Raw genomic sequence first — 15,304 nt, forward strand, 5'->3', positions numbered from 1 at the left:
AAGGCGGAGGAGGGAGTCGACGCGAAGGGGGTCCCTCCATGCCTTCAGCTATGGGGGAGTCGGTGACTGACGACAACGCGGGAAGCCTGCGTGCCAGGGCGTGGCCGCCCGGTCGGAGGGCACCCGACAGGCTCTGAGGTCGCCGAGACCCGCTGATCACGGGCCGGGCGCGGGCGACGGCCGCAGAACACCCGCGGGCCGCGGCGCCGGGACGGGACCCTCAGCCCGTCCGGCACCGCAGCCCGGAGTTGCTCGGCCGGCGGTGTGCGGTGCCCCCGGCCGGGGAGAGGTGCCTGCGCAGTCAGGGCAGAGAGCGCGGGTACCTCGATCCACTCTCCTGTGCGGGGAGAGCGGAAGCTCTGTATGGAGCATTGTGGACTAGACCATTCGCCCGTGTCCATCCGTCGGACGGCCGCAATTTTCCGGGCCCCCTACGCTTACACGTACGGCCGGGTCGTTCGGTTCGGAACCATTGCCCGTCCGCGGGTACGCTCGCACACGTGCCCTCCATGAACGACCTCGTCCGCCAGCACACAGCACTCAGTGAAACCGACCTGGAGTGGCTGCATCTGCTGGTCTCGGAGTGGCAGCTGCTCTCCGATCTTTCCTTCGCCGACCTCGTGCTGTGGGTTCCCACCCGCGACGGCACCCGCTATGTGTCCGTGGCCCAGATGCGGCCCAACACCGGTCCCACCTCCTACCAGGACGACATGGTCGGCCACTTGGTGCCGCGCGGCCGCCGCCCACTGCTCGACGCGGCGCTGGACGAGGGCCGGATCGTGCGCGAGGGCGACCCGGAGTGGCGCGAGGAGGTGCCGGTACGGGTCGAGTCGATCCCCGTACGCCGTGAGGGCCGGGTCCTCGGAGTCATCGCCCGCAACACCAACCTCCTGACCGTCCGTACACCGTCCCGGCTGGAGCTCACCTACCTCCAGTCGGCCTCCGATCTGGCCCAGATGATCGCCGCCGGGTCCTTCCCGTTCCCCGGCCAGCAGGTCGACATGGACGCATCGCCGCGCGTCGGCGACGGGCTGATCAGGCTCGATGCCGACGGAGTGGTCCAGTACGCCAGCCCCAACGGTCTCTCCGCGTACCACCGCCTCGGCCTCGCCTCCGACCTGGTCGGCCAGCACCTGGGTGGGATCACCGCCGAACTCGCCCCCTCCCGCGGTCCGGTGGACGAGGCCCTGGTCAAACTCGCCAGCGGATACGCGCCCCGTGAGTTCGAGGTCGAGTGCGCGGGCGGGGTGATCCAGCTCCGGGCGATCCCGCTCAAGCCCAAGGGGGTCAGGATCGGTTCCCTGGTCCTCCTCCGGGACGTCACCGAACTGCGCCGCCGCGAACGGGAGTTGATCACCAAGGATGCCACCATCCGGGAGATCCACCACCGGGTGAAGAACAACCTCCAGACCGTCGCTGCCCTGTTGCGGCTCCAGGCCCGCCGGATGGACTCCGCCCAGGGCCGCGAGGCGCTCAACGAGGCGGTACGGCGCGTCGGTTCGATCGCCATCGTTCATGAGACGCTGTCCCAGAATCTGGACGAGCGGGTGGAGTTCGACGAGATCGCCGACCGGGTCATCGCGATGGTCGCCGAGATCTCGCCGGGCAAGGTCACCTGTCGCCGTACGGGACGCTTCGGCATTCTCGACGCCGAAGTGGCCACACCGCTGGCGATGGTGCTCACCGAGGTTCTGCAGAACGCCCTGGAGCACGCCTTCACGCTCGCCGAGTCCGGCACGGTGGAGGTGTCGGCGGTACGCGGCGGTTCCTCCGCCGGGACGCGGCTGCTGATCACGGTCCAGGACGACGGCTGCGGACTGCCCGAGGGATTTGACCCGCAGCGCGCCGGCAACCTGGGGCTGCAGATCGTGAGGACGCTGGTGGAGGGCGAGTTGAGCGGCACCTTCGGGATGGTCCCCGCCCCGGACCGCGGCACCCGGGTCGTCCTCGACATCCCGGTCCGCGCCGAGAGGTAGCCCCGGCTGTCGGCAAGGCACGAACACAGCAGTGAGCCCGGACCGTTGATCACGGTCCGGGCTCACTGTTCATGCATGCGCTTCGGGGGTACTGCGCGCTGCGACTCGGGGGGCGGGGTTGTGCGTACGCTCTGTACGCGCCGCCTGGCTGAGGCTCGTAGCGGTGGCGTCGGATCAGGCGCTGGCGTTACGCGCCCGGTTGCGAGCGGCACGGCGCTTCATTGCGCGGCGCTCGTCCTCGCTGAGGCCACCCCAGACGCCGGAGTCCTGGCCGGACTCGAGCGCCCACTGCAGGCACTGCTCCATGACGGGGCAGCGACGGCAGACGGCCTTGGCTTCCTCGATCTGCAGCAGCGCAGGACCGGTGTTGCCGATGGGGAAGAACAGCTCGGGGTCTTCCTCACGACAAACGGCGTTGTGACGCCAGTCCATGGCTGCTACCTCTCCTTGGTATTACATACTGTTGCTTGTGAATGTGAACGCTTTCACGAATCCCCCCACAGGTGATGGGCCGACGCCCAGATGAACTGGTTGTGGTCCTGTGAAGTGAGGAGGGGTTCTGGCTCTCAGTGGAGGCCGTTGTTGCGGGCCGTCCCGATCGCCATGTAGAGATTCGCAAACCTCAGCTGCGGATACAACCCCTTCTGGAAACTTTTTTTTGATTCCTCGGTGTCGACTAGGTCACAGCCGTACTTCTATGGGGTGGAGTCCAGCCCAAACGTTCGAGTTAAAGGACTTTGGTCCCTTCCACTCACACAATCACACGCAGTGCACGGCGTACGCCTGTGAACGTCACACTGGTACGCACTCCCAGGTGGTCGCCGTCCATCTGGAAGGGCAGTGGCACCTTTGAATGCAAGGTGAAGTCCGTGAGGTCATGGAGTGAAACGGCGTGCTTGCCGGACGGGCCCTTCTCCGGGCTCGAAGTGAGCAGCTGGGTGCCGTAGCGGGCGACCGCCGTGGTGGAGAGCCGCTTCAGTCCGAGCACGTCCAGACCGGTGTCGAAGGTGGCCTTCGGGGACGCGTACATGGGGCGATTCCCCAGGTACGTCCACGGGGCCGTGTTGGAAATTATGGACAGCGCGAGGTCGGTGACCGGTTCCTGTCCGGGCGTCTCCAGTGTCATCGCCCCGTGCCGCCGGTGCGGCTCCTCCAGGAATTGCCGGATCACCTGACGTACATACAGTGCATGCGTCGAGCGCTTGCCGCGTTCGCGTTGTTGTTCGACCCGGCCGACCACGCCCGCGTCGAATCCGAGCCCGGCGCAGAAAGTGAACCAGCGCTCCGGAACCGACTCGTCCTCGGTGCCCGGGGTGCCGGCCGCCAGCCCGAGGCCGACCGTACGTTCGGTGTGGTTGGCGAGTGCGTCCAGGATCGCGCCGGTCGCCTCCACCGCATCGTTGGGCAGGCCCAGGGCGCGCGCGAAAACATTGGTGGAGCCACCGGGAACCACCGCGAGACTCGGCAGGCTGTCCAGGTCGGGGCCGTTGTGGAGCAGACCGTTGACGACCTCGTTGACCGTGCCGTCGCCGCCCAGGGCGACCACCAGGTCGATCTCTCCGGAGTCCGCGGCCTGCCGCCCCAGGTCCCGGGCGTGGCCGCGGTACTCCGTGGTCACGGCCTCCAGCTTCATCTCGCTGGCCAGCGCGTGGATGAGCACATCACGCGTCCGCGCACTGGTGGTGGTAGCAGCTGGATTGACCACAAGGAGTGCGCGCATGACGGCCAGACTACCTACCGCGTGGTATTGCTCTGAAGTCCTGCCCCATGACCTTCACGCTCGGTGACGGTCCGGGTGCTGCGGGGCGGGCCGGTGTCCGTTCCCGTACCGATTCCGACCCCGGCTTCGCTTTCGCGGCGCCGGGATGCCAACCTGCAAGGGTGAGTACTCAGCAGAACACGCCCGCCTCGTCGCCCTCGCCGAGGCTCGAACCGGCGAAGCCGAGCAGGATCACTCTCGTGGCCGGACTCACCGCCCTGGAAGGGGCGGCGCTGGCCATCGGTGGGATCTACATGCTGGTCATGGGTCTGCTCGGACGCCCCGAGAGCCCGCAGCAGGCGGAGATGGGCGGTCTGACGCTGATCGCGCTTGCCCTGATCCCGCTGTTCGCCGCCCGTGGGCTGCTGCGGCGGCGCAGCTGGAGCCGCGGCCCCGCGCTCATCACGCAGATCATCGCGCTTCCGGTGGCCTGGACGCTGCTGAGGTCCCACGGCGTACTGATCCCGGCCGGGATCGTCCTCGCCGCGGTGGTCCTGACGGCGCTCTACCAGCTGGTCAGGCCGACGACCGTCGAGGCACTCGGCATCCGCCGACCGGGCACCACGCCGGACGCCTGAGCCGGATGCCCGATGCCCGGGCCGGGTGAGGCGGCCTCCGGGTGCCGGCGACTCCCCGGGCGCAGGTGCTGCACGCACAAGCCGACCGCTGGGCGCCGCTGCCCCGCGCGGGCACGGCGGTTTCCGCCGGCCCCCCGCGCCCGGACCGCCCCTTCGCGCTACTCCTCGACGAGCAGCCGCTCGCGCAGCTGCGCCAGTGTGCGGGCCAGCAGCCGCGAGACGTGCATCTGCGAGATGCCGACCTCCTGTGCGATCTGCGACTGGGTCATGTTGCCGAAGAAGCGCAGCAGCAGAATCCGCTTCTCGCGCGGCGGCAGGTCCTCCAGCAGCGGCTTGAGCGACTCCCGGTACTCGACGCCCTCCAGCGCCTCGTCCTCGGAGCCCAGCGTGTCCGCGACCGCCGGGGACTCGTCGTCCGTGTCCGGCACGTCCAGCGAGAGCGTGCTGTACGCATTGGCCGATTCCAGGCCCTCCAGGACCTCCTCCTCGGAGATGCCCAGCCGCTCCGCCAGCTCGTGCACCGTCGGCGAGCGGCCGTGCTGCTGGGAGAGCTCGGCGGTCGCCGTGGTGAGCGAGAGCCGCAGCTCCTGGAGCCGGCGCGGCACCCGGACCGCCCAGCCCTTGTCACGGAAGTGGCGCTTGATCTCGCCGACGACCGTGGGGGTCGCGTACGTCGAGAACTCGACGCCGCGGTCCGGGTCGAACCGGTCCACCGACTTGATCAGGCCGATCGTGGCGACCTGGGTCAGATCATCCAGCGGCTCGCCGCGATTGCGGAACCGGCGGGCCAGATGCTCCACGAGCGGCAGATGCATCCGCACCAGCTGATTGCGCAGCTCCGCCTTCTCGGCCGACCCGTCGGGAAGCTCGCGCAGTTCGATGAACAGCGCCCGCGCCCCGCTGCGGTCGTGTGGATCGTGGTGCCCGTGCTCGCTCATCTGGCCTGCCTGCTCCGCCTGCGACTGCTCCACCGCGACCGTACGGCCCGCAGGCCCGTCCGCCCCGTCCTCCGGATGGGGCAGGGCCTGCTGTTCCGGGATGCCTGCTGGTCGCACCACCCCTGGTCGGATCGTCTCGTCCCGCACAGGACCGTCCCCGTTCCCGTTGCTCACGCCGGCCCGGGTCCCGCGCCGCGCTGTTTGTAGAGGCTGATACTGACAGTACGGTCGTCGGCGACCGAGGAGTCGACCTTTCCGGCCAGTGCGGAGAGCACCGTCCATGCGAAGGTGTCTCGCTCCGGCGCCCGGCCGTCCGTCGTCGGGGCCGACACCGTCACCTCGAGAGAATCCTCGATGAGCCGGAAGACGCAGCTGAGGACGGAGCCCGGCACGGCCTGCTGAAGCAGGATCGCGCAGGCCTCGTCGACCGCGATGCGAAGATCCTCGATCTCGTCGAGAGTGAAGTCCAAGCGTGCTGCGAGACCGGCCGTTGCCGTACGCAGCACCGACAGGTAGGCACCCGCAGCGGGCAGCCGGACCTCCACGAAGTCCTGATTCCCGGGCTCGCCTGCGATCTGGGACACCCTCACCTCCAAGGTGGCACAAACTCATTCGAGGATCCGGGAAGGGTGCCCCGGAGCCATGCGGTACGTCTTCGGTTCTGGTCCGGCGACGCTATCGCGATCCATGATGCCGTGTCGCCGGACCCCCAGCCCATGACTGTCACTCATGGTAAACCCATGCGTACACACAGTGGGTAGAGGTCTGCGGCGGTCAATTCCGAACAACCGGCGCCGGTTTGACGTACCCAGGCGTCAGACGATCGAACCGTCCTCGAAGCACCAGCGCCAGCTTTCGCCCGCCTCGAAGCTCCGCATCACAGGATGACCGGTCTCCTTGAAGTGCGTGGTGGCGTGCTGCAGCGGCGACGAATCGCAGCAGCCGACATGACCGCAGAGCAGACAGAGCCGTAGCTGCACCGGGTGGGTGCCCGCCTCGAGGCACCCGAGGCAGGTCTCGCTGAGCGGGGCCGGCTCGGGGCGCGGCAGTTCGGACACGTGCGCGCAATCACTCATGATTGTCAGGTTACGACGGATGCGAGGACCGTGAAATGGACGCATTGCCGCTGGTGGCATTGGTCGCGGCCAGTGCGGCCGTGGCGGGGGCCGCCCGCCGTACACCCGTGCCGGCCCCCCTGTTGCTGGTCACGGTGGGGCTGATCGCCTCGTATCTGCCCGGGGTGCCGACGTACACCCTGGACGCGCACATCGTGCTGCCGCTGCTGCTGCCGCCGTTGCTCTATACGGCGGCCGTCGACAGCTCGTACCTCGATCTGCGGGCCAATCTCCGGCCGGTCGCGCTGCTCTCCGTCGGTTACGTCCTGTTCGCGACCGTCGCGGTCGGCTGGCTGGCGTACCGTCTCGTGCCGGACCTGCCACTCACCGCCGCGCTGGTGCTCGGCGCGGTCGTCGCCCCGCCGGACGCCGTCACGGCCGCCGCGATCGCCCGCCGGGTCGGGCTGCCCGGCCGGGTCACGACGATTCTGCAGGGCGAGTCCCTGGTGAACGACGCCACCGCGATCACCGCCTACAAGGTGGCGCTCGCCGCCGCCGTCGGCGAGGGCATGAGCTGGGGTGCCGGGATCGGCGAATTCCTCCTCGCCGCGGTCGGCGGCGTCGTGGTCGGCCTGGCGCTGATGGTGCCGCTGCACTGGCTCCGTACGCACCTCAAGGAAGCCCTGCTGCAGAACACGCTGTCGCTGCTGATCCCCTTCGTGGCGTACGCGGCGGCCGAACGCGTACACGCGTCCGGAGTGCTCGCCGTGGTCGTCGTCGCGCTCTATCTGGGCCACCGCTCCTGGCAGGTCGACTTCGCGACCCGGCTCCAGGAGGCGGCCGTCTGGAAGATGGTCGCGTTCATCCTGGAGTCCGCGGTCTTCGCGCTGATCGGGCTCCAGCTGCCCTTCGTGCTGAAGGGGCTCGGCACGTACGCCGTGGCAGACGCACTCTGGTACGCGGTGGCCGTGTTCCTCGCCGTCGTCGTGGTCCGCTTCATCTGGGTCTACCCGGCGACGTATCTGCCCAGGTGGCTGTCGAAACGGATCAGGGAGCGCGAGCCCGGGACCAACTGGACGGCGCCGCTGATTGTTGGCTGGGCCGGGATGCGCGGGGTCGTCTCGCTCGCCATCGCCTTCTCCATCCCCGTGCTCGCGACCGACGGGCAGGCCTTCCCGGCCCGCAATCTGGTGCTGTTCCTGACCTTCACCACCGTCATCGGCACCCTCGTCGTCCAGGGGCTCAGCCTGCCGCTGCTGGTGCGCGTCCTGAAGCTTCCGGGGCGCGATGTGACGGCGGAGACCCTGGCCGAGGCGCAGGCGCAGAGTGAGGCGTCCACGGCCGCCGAGGCGCGCCTGGAGGAGCTGCTCACCGACCGGCGCAACTGGCTGCCGGGACCGCTCACCGACCGGCTGCGCACCGTCCTGGAGCGCCGCCGCAACGCGGTGTGGGAGCGGCTGGGTGCGGCCAATCCGGTGACCGGGGAGTCGGCGGACGACACGTACCGGCGCCTGGCCGGGGAAATGATCGAAGCCGAGCGCGAGGTCTTCGTACGTCTGCGGGACGAGCGGCGGATCGACGACGAGATGCTCCGCACGCTGCTCAGACGGCTCGACCTGGAGGAGGCGGCGGCCTACCGGGAGGAGTCGGAAGCGCCTTAGGTCCTGTCCGGTGGGATGCGCCTACGGCCGGCCCGTGACGACGGCCGCGACCGTGGTTCCCGCGGGGAACGCGCCCTCCTCGGCCAGCGCGGTGAGCGCGTACAGCAGTTTGGCGACATAGAGGCGCTCGACGGCCAGCCCGTGCCGCTGCTCGAAGTCGTCAGCGAAGGCGTGCAGCTGCGGGGGCGTACGGGCGTAGCCGCCGAAGTGGAAGCGCTCGTCCAGGGACCACGACCCGGCGGGCCCGCCGAACGCCTCCTGCTGCAGTTTGCGTACCGCGTCGCCGAGGAAGCCGCCGCGCAGCACCGGGATGCCGAGGGCGCGCTGCCCTGGTGCGAGGCCGGCGGCCAGCCCGGCGAGGGTGCCGCCGGTGCCGCAGGCAACCGCGACCACATCGGCTGGGCCGCGCAGCTCGCGGCCCAGCTCCGCACAGCCCTGTGCAGCCAGGGCGTTGCTGCCGCCCTCCGGGATGACGCAGCATTCACCGAAGGCGCTCAGCAGCCCCGCCAGGACCTCTGGATCGGCCTTCGCACGGTACGTCGTACGGTCCACGAAATGCAGGGTCATCCCGTCGGCGGCGCAGCGGGCGAGCGAGGGGTTGAGGGGGCGGCCGGCCAGTTCGTCACCGCGTACGACCCCGATGGTGGGGAAGCCGAGCAGCCGCCCGGCGGCGGCGGTGGCCCGCAGATGGTTGGAGTACGCGCCGCCGAAGGTCAGCACGGTGCGCCCGGCGGCGGCCCGCAGGTTGGGGGAGAGTTTGCGCCATTTGTTGCCCGGGGGGTACAGCTCCACTGGTCCAAGTGCAGCCGTATCCCAGTCCAGCGTGGTGTGAATGAGATCGTCCCGCTTGAGCAGCAGTCGAACGCCCTGGCGGGCGAATCGGTCGTCGTGGACTTCTTCCAGGGGGGAGGGCGGCCGGGGCTGGAGTGCAAGGGCGAGATTTACGGGCTGGCTCACCCTGTCATTGTCGCTCTGACCGTTGGCCGCGCGTTCACGGCGTCCGGGGTACGCCCCGGTTCCACAGTTCCTCGGCGTGCTCGGCGAACCTGTCGAACATCCCGCTGTCGCCCTGGCGGCGCAGATGCAGGAGAGGCGAGTCGTGGCCGACGAGCCGGGCCAGGTGGGGTGTCACGAGTGCGTCGTGGTCGAACCTGAACACGGACAGGGACACGTGGTTCACGGCATCCTCGGCGCTGCTGAATCGCGTTTCCAGGCCCTCCAGCGGACCAAGCCGTCCCAGGTGCTCCAGGCTTATCCGGATGCGCGTTGCGACGCTCAGGGCGACGTCCTCGATGGCCTCACGCTGGCGGGTCACTTCCCCGTCGGGATCACCTAGCAGGAAGCGCACCCGGCATCCCTCTGAGATCTTCCTGCGCAGTGTGTCGACGAACGCGGGTTGCTCCAGCCACACGAAGTAGTTCGTGTATCCGGCCAGGAAGATGTCCGTCGTGGCACCTTCGATCAGTTCGCCCCACACCGTCGACGGGCAGGCCGATCGGTACGGGTATGCGTGTACCAACTCGCGGTCGTGACCGGTCTTCACGCGTTCCTGTACGGCCTTCGGCCAGATCATCTCTTCGTCCACCTTCAGCGCCCGGCACGCGTCGACACGGTTCCTTGCATGAGGTACCAACTCGGCATCGGCCAGCCACCGTTCCACGGTCTTGGGTGCCACGCCGATACGGGCGGCGAGTTTCCGTGGCGAGAGCTTGGCGTCTGCCATAGCCGATCGTAGAGCGACGTTCAAGACTTCCCCCAGCGACGTTTGGGCCTTTTTGAACCGTAGCGCTCAACGGTCCAACTGTCCGTGGTTCGTCGCGAGATACGTCCGCAAGGGGCGAGCAGCATCGCAGCCATGACGGCACACAGGACGACGATGGACAAGCCCGTGCACCTTCAGCTCCCTCCGGAACCTCCCCGAGCGGCGGAGGGGTGCGATGTGTGCGCGGCCCTGGCTGAGCAGAGGCGGGAGGCCAGGGCGCGAGGCGACTACTCGGCCGAGACGGACGCGAACGTGGCGATCCGTAACCACCCTCACAGGAGGAGGGGACGCCGGCGATGACACAGGGGGCGAGGAGGATGGAGACGCGGCAGTGGCGCGAGGGCCGCAAGGTGGCAGAGGACGCCACGGAGGCGCTGAAGGCAGCTTTCGCGGCACGCGGCTTCCGTGCCGACCGGATCGGCCACCTGCGGCCCGTGGTGACTCACTCGGGGCGGCCCCACGTCCATCTGGGGACGCTCCCCGCCGACATGGTGGAGTGCCTGGCAGAGGCTCTCAGGCGCTGTCAGCCGCCGACGCCGTAGCGGTCTTCCGGCAGAACCGAGCGCCCATCGGTAGCCAGCGGCTGATGATGAACGCAGGCCCGAGGCTGACCGGCTTGACTTTTCTCTGCTTACTCAAGGGCGCGCCTTCGGCGCGCCGGGAGGCCAAGTCGCCTCGGCCGGGCATGCGGCCTGGCGGCCGGTCCCGACCGAACGACAGCCGCCCAGCCGCGTCGCTGCCCGAGCCGCAGGGAAAGTAGCCGCCGATCGCATCGTGCGCCCCTCCTCCGCTGCTTCGGCGGGGCGCCGACCTTTTCCAGAGGCCGTGTGGTGGATCACCACGCCGCTGACCGGGCCTCAGGGTCTCCGGCCCATCCCCGGACCGGTTGTTCGGGCCCTGTGTGAGCCGATCCGGTCAATTCCGCGAGCAGTGGGCCGGGTTCAGCCCTGGGCGAGCCACAGGTCGGGGCCGAACACCTCGTAGTGGATGTCCGCCGCCGGGATGCCCTTGGCCAGCAACTGGGTGCGTACGGCGCGCATGAAGGGCAGGGGGCCGCAGAGGTAGGCGTGGGTGCCGGGGGCGATCGCGAGGCCGCTCAGGTCGACCCGGCCGGTGTGGTCGGCGGGGTGGCCGGGCTCCGGGTTCTCGTACCAGAACTGGGCGATGGCGTCGGGGAGTTTGCCGGTGAGCAGTGCGTGGTCGGTGCGCATCGCGTGCTCGACGGGGGAGCGGTCGCCGTGCACGACGGTGACCGGGGCGCGGTGTCCGGTCGCCGCGAGGTGTTCCAGCATCGACAGCATCGGGGTGCAGCCGATGCCTGCGGAGGCGAGCAGGAGAGGGGCGTCGGCGGAGTCGAGTACGAGATCGCCGTACGGGGCGGAGACCCGCAGCCGGTCGCCCGCCCCGACCTCGGCGTGCAGATGACGGGAGACCTCGCCGTCGGGCGAGCCGCCGCTGTGCACCCGCTTGACGGTGATCGAGCGGAGCGGGGAGCCGGGGGCGCTGGAGAGGCTGTACTGGCGGATCTGGCGGGCCCCGTCAGGGAGTTCTACCTGTACGGAGACGTACTGGCCGGGGCGGAAGGCGGGGGCGGGTGCGCCGTCTGCCGGGCGGAGCTGGAAGGTGGCGACATCCGCCGTCTCCTCGATCCGGGCGGCCACCTCCCACTCGCGCCACACGTCACCGGCGACGACGCCCTGCTGTGCGTACAGCCGCTCCTCGATCGAGATCAGGGCGCCCGCCATCAGCCAGTAGACCTCGTCCCATGCGGCGGCGACCTCCGGGGTGACCGCGTCGCCGAGCACCTCGGCGATGGCGGCGAACAGATGGGTGTGCACGATGTCGTACTGCGCGGCGGTGACGCCGAGCGAGGCGTGCTTGTGCGCGATCCGGCTGAGCATCACGTCGGGGCGGGTGTCCGGGTGCTCGACCAGCTGGGTCGCGAAAGCGGCGATGGAGCCCGCGAGAGCCTGGCGCTGGGCACCGGACGCCTGGTTGCCGCGGTTGAAGAGGTCACGCAGCAGCTCGGGGTGGGCGTCGAAGAGCTTGCGGTAGAAGAGATCGGCGATGTCTCCGATGGCCGCTCCCACGTCGGGGAGGGTGGCACGGACGGTGGCGGTCGACGTCTCGGAGAGCATCGGTGACTCCTGGGTTCTTGAATTGGTATTTGAGATTCGTATTTTTGGGCAGTGTGAAACCGGGCGATGGCGCCCGTGATGCGGTGTGTGGTGGCTCAGTCGGCGGCCGGGCGGCCGCTGCTGATGCCGATGAGCAGCGGTCCGGTGGGAGAGGTGACGAGTTCGGCGACGGTGATCGGATCGAGCGAGGCGTAGAAGGCCTCCTCCGCCTGGCGCAGGGCGCCGCGCAGTCGGCAGGCCGAGCGCAGGGGGCAGGGGGTGGCGCCCTCGCACTCGACGACGTCGCCGGGTCCCTCCAGTTTCCGGACGAGTCCGCCGATCGAGGCGGCCCGGCCCGCTCCGGTGAGACTGAGCCCGCCGCCGCGGCCCCGGCGCGCCTCGACGAGGCCGAGGTGCTGGAGCTTGGCGACGACCTTCGCGGTGTGGGTGTACGGCACCTGCATGGTCGCCGCCACCTCCCGGGTGGTCGGCGGGTCCTCGTTCTCCACGACGGCGAGGCGCATCAGTACGCGCAGCGCCACGTCGGTGAATCTCGTCAGCCGCATGATGGGCACGGTAGATAAGTTGCATCAGGGATGCAAATTAATGAGACCCGTGGGCATCGCTGAGCGTCGTGCCCAGCCCAAAGCCCGAATAGTCACACTCTTTTGTGTAATGGCGCGGCGACTCTCCGTGCTGAAAGGCTTCTGCACGTAGGTCAGCCGATGATCGAGAGGACGTCAGATGTCCGTTGGTGAAGAGGTTCAGAACGCGCCGGTGCCGCCGCAGCAGAGTCTGGGCACGGCAGCGGCGCGGAACCTCGCGACGACCACCAAGTCCGCTCCGCAGATGCAGGAGATCACCTCACGGTGGCTGCTGAAGATGCTGCCATGGGTGCAGGTACAAGGTGGCACCTACCGGGTGAACCGCAGGCTGAGCTACTCGGTCGGGGACGGCCGGGTGACCTTCGTGCAGACCGGTGACCGGGTCACGGTCATCCCCGCCGAGCTCGGGGAGCTGCCCGCCCTGCGGGAGTTCGACGACGAGGAGGTGCTCGGCGAGCTGGCCCGGCGGTGCGAGCAGCGTGAAATCGCCGCCGGCCAGGTACTGGCCGGCGCCGGGGACGCGGCGGACCGTGTCTTCCTGCTGGCGCACGGCAAGGTCGAGAAGGTCGGCACCGGCCCGTACGGGGACGAGACGGTGCTCGGGGTCCATGCCGACGGGGCATACTTCGGCGACCACGCCCTGATCGACGGCGACGCCGTCTGGGAGTACACGGCCCGTGCCGTCACCGCCTGCACGGTGCTGACGCTGAGGCGGGCCGATGTGCTGAATCTTGCCGAGCGCGCGGATTCGCTCCGCACCCATCTCGCCGGACTGCTCAGCATTCCGCAGCAGCGCACCAACAAGTACGGCGAGGCGGAGATCGATCTCTCCGCCGGCCATGTCGGCGAAGCCGTCGTCCCGCACACGTACGTGGACTATGAATCGGCGCCGCGTGAGTACGAACTGAGCGTCGCCCAGACCGTGCTGAAGGTCCACAGCCGGGTCGCCGACCTCTACAACCAGCCGATGAACCAGACCGAGCAGCAGTTGCGGCTCACGGTCGAGGCGCTGCGCGAGCGCCAGGAGCACGAGCTGATCAACAACCGCGAGTTCGGACTGCTCAACAACTGCGACTACGGGCAGCGCCTCCAGCCGCACGACGGGGTGCCCAGCCCCGACGACATGGATGAACTGCTCTCGCGCCGCCGCGGCTCGAAGCTCTTCCTCGCGCATCCGCGGGCCATCGCCGCATTCGGCCGTGAATGCAACAAGCGCGGTCTGGTGCCGGAGAGCGTGGAGGTCGGCGGACACCATGTGCCGGCCTGGCGGGGCGTACCGATCTTCCCGTCCAACAAGATCCCGGTCACCGACGCCCGGACCACGTCGATCATCTGCATGAGGACGGGTGAGGCCGAGCAGGGCGTCATCGGACTCCAGCAGACCGGCATCCCCGACGAGATCGAGCCCAGCCTGTCGGTCCGCTTCATGGGCATCGACGAGCAGGCGATCATCTCCTACCTGGTGACGGCCTACTACTCTGCGGCCATCCTCGTACCGGACGCCCTCGGCGTACTGGAAAACGTAGAGGTCAGCCGCTGGCGGTAGCCCATCGGGGGCCCGGACGGCGATGTCCGGGCCCCTGTCAACCTCCGCCACCGGGCAGCCGCGCCCGGGGCGGCCTCGGGAGGACGCCCCAGTGAAGACCCACCACGCACCCCAACCACCCAAACCCCGGGCCCCGGGTGACAACGACCCGGCCGCCCTCGCAACGCAGGGCCATGAGGCAACAGCCCTCCTGGAACAGACCCGCACCCTCGTCGATCCCCAACTGCACGCCGCCGTCGACTCCTTGCCCGGATCGATCCGCCGCGTAGCGATGTACCACTTCGGCTGGCAGCAGGCCGACGGCACCCCGTCAACGGGACGGGCGGGCAAGGCGATCAGGCCAGCGCTCGTCCTCGCCGCCGCCCGGGCGCTGGGCGGCGACCCGCAACGGGCGGTACGGGCCGCCGTCGCCGTGGAGCTGGCCCACAACTTCACCCTGCTGCACGACGACGTCATCGACGAGGACCGGACCCGTCGGCACCGGCCCACGGCCTGGGCGGTCTTCGGCATTCCGGACGCGGTCATCGCCGGTGACGCCATGCTCGCCCTCGCCCAACGGCTGCTCGCCGAGGACACCGGCCCGGCCTCGGTCCGCGCCTCGGCGAGGCTCTCGACCTGTGTCATCGAGCTGTGCGCAGGCCAGCAGGCCGACTGCGCCTTCGAGGACCGCGGTCCGGACGAAGTCTCGCTGGACGAGTGCCTGGCCATGGCCACCGCCAAGACGGGAGCCCTGCTCGGCTGCGCCTGCGCACTGGGTGCGCTGTACGCCGGCGCGGGGGAGCGGGCGGTCGGCGCGATGGACGGATTCGGCCGGGAGGCGGGCCTCGCCTTCCAGCTCATCGACGATCTGATCGGCATCTGGGGGGACCCGGCGCAGACCGGAAAGCCGGTCGGGGCGGATCTCGTCGCCCACAAGAAGTCCCTGCCCGTGGTCGCCGCGCTGACCTCCGGTACGCCCGCGGCGGCCGAACTGGCCGCGCTCTACCGGGGGCCGATGAATACACCCGGTGAGGTGAGCCGCGCCGCCGACGCCGTCGACCGGGCCGGCGGCCGGGACTGGGCGCAGGTCTGCGCGGCCGACCGGATGGCACGCGCGGTCCACCACCTGTCCCGGGCGGTCCCCGACCTGGCCCCGGCGGGCGATCTCCTGACCCTGGCGGAGTTCGTCACCCGCCGGACGCACTGAGCACGGAAAGCAGGGAGCGGTAAGCGGAGCGGGATCGGAGGGGGCATGGAGAAAGGAGAGGGGGCATGGAGAAAGGAGCGGAGAGCCGAGACCGGTGAAGGGGGCGGAGGAAGGAGGACGG

At 69.5% G+C, this 15,304-nt stretch carries 15 protein-coding genes; 6 read left to right on the forward strand and 9 right to left on the reverse strand.

What is annotated here, in order from left to right:
* Nucleotides 1-509 precede the first annotated feature (509 nt).
* The gene (locus tag ACIPEK_RS10540) at nt 510-1,976 is read left to right on the forward strand and encodes a histidine kinase N-terminal domain-containing protein (RefSeq protein ID WP_401993474.1); all 1,467 of its coding nucleotides are present in this window, start codon (nt 510-512) and stop codon (nt 1,974-1,976) included.
* A gap of 174 nt (nt 1,977-2,150) precedes the next feature.
* Here ACIPEK_RS10540 and ACIPEK_RS10545 read toward each other — a convergent pair whose 3' ends face one another.
* Nucleotides 2,151-2,408: a WhiB family transcriptional regulator gene (locus ACIPEK_RS10545; protein WP_003953983.1), complete on the reverse strand. Its 258-nt coding sequence runs from the start codon at nt 2,406-2,408 to the stop codon at nt 2,151-2,153.
* A gap of 319 nt (nt 2,409-2,727) precedes the next feature.
* Nucleotides 2,728-3,696 (reverse strand): diacylglycerol/lipid kinase family protein, encoded by a 969-nt coding sequence (locus ACIPEK_RS10550; protein WP_401993339.1) that lies wholly within the window; start codon nt 3,694-3,696, stop codon nt 2,728-2,730.
* Between the two features lie 239 nt (nt 3,697-3,935).
* Here ACIPEK_RS10550 and ACIPEK_RS10555 point away from each other — a divergent pair, with 239 nt between their 5' ends.
* The gene (locus ACIPEK_RS10555; protein WP_401993477.1) at nt 3,936-4,313 is read left to right on the forward strand and encodes a hypothetical protein; all 378 of its coding nucleotides are present in this window, start codon (nt 3,936-3,938) and stop codon (nt 4,311-4,313) included.
* A gap of 158 nt (nt 4,314-4,471) precedes the next feature.
* Here ACIPEK_RS10555 and ACIPEK_RS10560 read toward each other — a convergent pair whose 3' ends face one another.
* The 3 genes from ACIPEK_RS10560 to ACIPEK_RS10570 all read right to left on the reverse strand — a co-directional run bounded on the left by ACIPEK_RS10560 (nt 4,472) and on the right by ACIPEK_RS10570 (nt 6,327).
* The gene (locus tag ACIPEK_RS10560) at nt 4,472-5,425 is read right to left on the reverse strand and encodes an RNA polymerase sigma factor SigF (RefSeq protein WP_401993342.1); all 954 of its coding nucleotides are present in this window, start codon (nt 5,423-5,425) and stop codon (nt 4,472-4,474) included.
* Nucleotides 5,422-5,835, reverse strand: a complete 414-nt coding sequence (locus tag ACIPEK_RS10565; RefSeq protein ID WP_073781878.1) for an anti-sigma regulatory factor — start codon at nt 5,833-5,835, stop codon at nt 5,422-5,424. The genes ACIPEK_RS10560 and ACIPEK_RS10565 overlap by 4 nt, the downstream gene beginning before the upstream one ends.
* A gap of 231 nt (nt 5,836-6,066) precedes the next feature.
* Nucleotides 6,067-6,327, reverse strand: a complete 261-nt coding sequence (locus ACIPEK_RS10570) for a UBP-type zinc finger domain-containing protein (protein ID WP_401993345.1) — start codon at nt 6,325-6,327, stop codon at nt 6,067-6,069.
* Nucleotides 6,328-6,362: 35 nt separating this feature from the next.
* Here ACIPEK_RS10570 and ACIPEK_RS10575 point away from each other — a divergent pair, with 35 nt between their 5' ends.
* Complete coding sequence (locus ACIPEK_RS10575) at nt 6,363-7,967, forward strand: Na+/H+ antiporter (RefSeq protein ID WP_401993348.1); 1,605 nt, start codon at nt 6,363-6,365, stop codon at nt 7,965-7,967.
* Between the two features lie 21 nt (nt 7,968-7,988).
* Here ACIPEK_RS10575 and ACIPEK_RS10580 read toward each other — a convergent pair whose 3' ends face one another.
* On the reverse strand, nt 7,989-8,924 hold the full coding sequence (locus tag ACIPEK_RS10580) for a 1-aminocyclopropane-1-carboxylate deaminase/D-cysteine desulfhydrase (RefSeq protein ID WP_401993351.1): 936 nt from the start codon (nt 8,922-8,924) through the stop codon (nt 7,989-7,991).
* Nucleotides 8,925-8,958: 34 nt separating this feature from the next.
* Nucleotides 8,959-9,690: an XRE family transcriptional regulator gene (locus ACIPEK_RS10585; RefSeq protein ID WP_327273000.1), complete on the reverse strand. Its 732-nt coding sequence runs from the start codon at nt 9,688-9,690 to the stop codon at nt 8,959-8,961.
* A 356-nt stretch (nt 9,691-10,046) separates the two neighbouring features.
* Between ACIPEK_RS10585 and ACIPEK_RS10590 the strand changes: the two genes are divergently transcribed.
* Nucleotides 10,047-10,271: a hypothetical protein gene (locus ACIPEK_RS10590; protein ID WP_401993355.1), complete on the forward strand. Its 225-nt coding sequence runs from the start codon at nt 10,047-10,049 to the stop codon at nt 10,269-10,271.
* A 399-nt stretch (nt 10,272-10,670) separates the two neighbouring features.
* On the opposite strand, the gene ACIPEK_RS10595 is transcribed toward ACIPEK_RS10590, so the two are convergent.
* Nucleotides 10,671-11,867, reverse strand: a complete 1,197-nt coding sequence (locus tag ACIPEK_RS10595) for a globin domain-containing protein (protein WP_401993358.1) — start codon at nt 11,865-11,867, stop codon at nt 10,671-10,673.
* A 95-nt stretch (nt 11,868-11,962) separates the two neighbouring features.
* Nucleotides 11,963-12,412: an RrF2 family transcriptional regulator gene (locus tag ACIPEK_RS10600; RefSeq protein ID WP_401993361.1), complete on the reverse strand. Its 450-nt coding sequence runs from the start codon at nt 12,410-12,412 to the stop codon at nt 11,963-11,965.
* 178 nt (nt 12,413-12,590) lie between these two features.
* Between ACIPEK_RS10600 and ACIPEK_RS10605 the strand changes: the two genes are divergently transcribed.
* Both ACIPEK_RS10605 and ACIPEK_RS10610 read left to right on the forward strand, forming a co-directional pair.
* Nucleotides 12,591-13,997, forward strand: coding sequence for a family 2B encapsulin nanocompartment shell protein (locus ACIPEK_RS10605; protein ID WP_401993364.1), 1,407 nt, complete (start codon nt 12,591-12,593; stop codon nt 13,995-13,997).
* 22 nt (nt 13,998-14,019) lie between these two features.
* Nucleotides 14,020-15,183, forward strand: coding sequence for a family 2 encapsulin nanocompartment cargo protein polyprenyl transferase (locus tag ACIPEK_RS10610; protein ID WP_401993367.1), 1,164 nt, complete (start codon nt 14,020-14,022; stop codon nt 15,181-15,183).
* Nucleotides 15,184-15,304: the final 121 nt, after the last annotated feature.

Source organism: Streptomyces sp. NPDC088246 (assembly GCF_044741025.1).
Lineage (GTDB): Bacteria > Actinomycetota > Actinomycetes > Streptomycetales > Streptomycetaceae > Streptomyces.

Coding starts and splice junctions, on each gene's coding strand:
- ACIPEK_RS10540 (WP_401993474.1), top strand. CDS start 510: ATGAACGACCTCGTCCGCCAGCACACAGCACTCAGTGAAACCGACCTG.
- ACIPEK_RS10545 (WP_003953983.1), bottom strand. CDS start 2,408: ATGGACTGGCGTCACAACGCCGTTTGTCGTGAGGAAGACCCCGAGCTG.
- ACIPEK_RS10550 (WP_401993339.1), bottom strand. CDS start 3,696: ATGCGCGCACTCCTTGTGGTCAATCCAGCTGCTACCACCACCAGTGCG.
- ACIPEK_RS10570 (WP_401993345.1), bottom strand. CDS start 6,327: ATGAGTGATTGCGCGCACGTGTCCGAACTGCCGCGCCCCGAGCCGGCC.
- ACIPEK_RS10575 (WP_401993348.1), top strand. CDS start 6,363: ATGGACGCATTGCCGCTGGTGGCATTGGTCGCGGCCAGTGCGGCCGTG.
- ACIPEK_RS10585 (WP_327273000.1), bottom strand. CDS start 9,690: ATGGCAGACGCCAAGCTCTCGCCACGGAAACTCGCCGCCCGTATCGGC.
- ACIPEK_RS10590 (WP_401993355.1), top strand. CDS start 10,047: ATGGAGACGCGGCAGTGGCGCGAGGGCCGCAAGGTGGCAGAGGACGCC.
- ACIPEK_RS10595 (WP_401993358.1), bottom strand. CDS start 11,867: ATGCTCTCCGAGACGTCGACCGCCACCGTCCGTGCCACCCTCCCCGAC.
- ACIPEK_RS10600 (WP_401993361.1), bottom strand. CDS start 12,412: ATGCGGCTGACGAGATTCACCGACGTGGCGCTGCGCGTACTGATGCGC.
- ACIPEK_RS10605 (WP_401993364.1), top strand. CDS start 12,591: ATGTCCGTTGGTGAAGAGGTTCAGAACGCGCCGGTGCCGCCGCAGCAG.
- ACIPEK_RS10610 (WP_401993367.1), top strand. CDS start 14,020: ATGTCCGGGCCCCTGTCAACCTCCGCCACCGGGCAGCCGCGCCCGGGG.